Below are 1,136 nucleotides of genomic sequence, written 5' to 3'. Positions count from 1 at the left end.
GACACCACCGCGCCGAGCGCGCCGGTAGTTGAGATTCAAGACGGCGGCGACGGCCATCTGAATGCCGGAGAAATCAAAGACGGCGTAGAAGTGAAGATCACGCTGCCGGCCGATGCCGAGCCGGGCGACGTTCTGAACGTTGATTACGACGGCGACGGCAAACCCGACTTCAGCAAAGAATTGACGGCTGAAGACATTAAAGACGGCGTCACCCTGACCGTCCCGGAAAACAAAATCCCGACCGAGGGCACACTCGAAGTGGTGGCCAACGTGACCGACGCCGCCGGCAACACCGGCCCCGACGGGCGCGACGAGAGCCTGACCGACGGCAACGTCCCCAACGACGGCATCGCCCCGGTGGTGGAGATCACCGAAGACGCCAACAACGACGGCTTCATCAACCGCGAAGAGCTCGACGGCGACGTTGACGTCAAAGTGAGCTTCAACGGCGACAAAGTGAGCGTAGGCGACATCGTCAAAGTCACTTCAGACGGCCTCACCAAAGAAGTGGCGATTACGGCCGAAGACAAAGCCAACGGCTACATCACCACCGCGTTTACGCCGCCGGCCAACGGCACCAACATGATCGTGACCGCCGTGATTGAAGACGCGGCCGGCAACGTATCCAAAGAAGGCCGCGACAGCGCCAAACTGGATCTGAGCGACTTGGTGACAGACGGTGTGACCATCGTGATTGACGAAGACGCCAACAACGACGGCTACATCAGCAAAGACGAATTGGACGGTCAGATCGACGTCACCGTTACGCTGCCCAAAGAAGCCGTAGCCGGCGATTTGCTGGTGATTACCGGCACCGGCAACACCCCGAAAGAGATCGTGCTCAACCAGGCCGACATCGACGCGGGTCAAGTCAAGGCCGCGTTTGACGCCCCGGCCAACGGCACCGAGTTTGTGGCCACCGCGCAGGTGAGCGATGCGGCCGGCAACGAAAGCAACATAGCTGAAGACAAAGCGACGCTGAAGCTGGACGAGCCGGGCGCACCGGTGGTGACCATCGTAGAAGATGCCAACAACGACGGCTACATCAACCACCAAGAGCTCGATGGCGACATCGACGTAGCAGTGGGTCTGCCGGCCGATGCCGTTGCGGGCGACATCCTGACCGTTACCGACAA

Annotated in this window: 1 protein-coding gene; it reads left to right on the top strand. The window is 60.6% G+C overall.

The window, feature by feature from the left end:
- Positions 1–1,136, top strand: a 1,136-nt coding sequence (locus EV680_RS11865) for a hypothetical protein (protein WP_207894353.1), incomplete at both ends; no start/stop codon positions are given.

The sequence above is a fragment of the Uruburuella suis genome (assembly GCF_004341385.1).
GTDB classification, from domain to species: Bacteria; Pseudomonadota; Gammaproteobacteria; order Burkholderiales; family Neisseriaceae; genus Neisseria; species Neisseria suis.
Note: the sequence above shows the minus strand (reverse complement) of the source record. Positions and strands in the feature narration are given on the sequence as shown.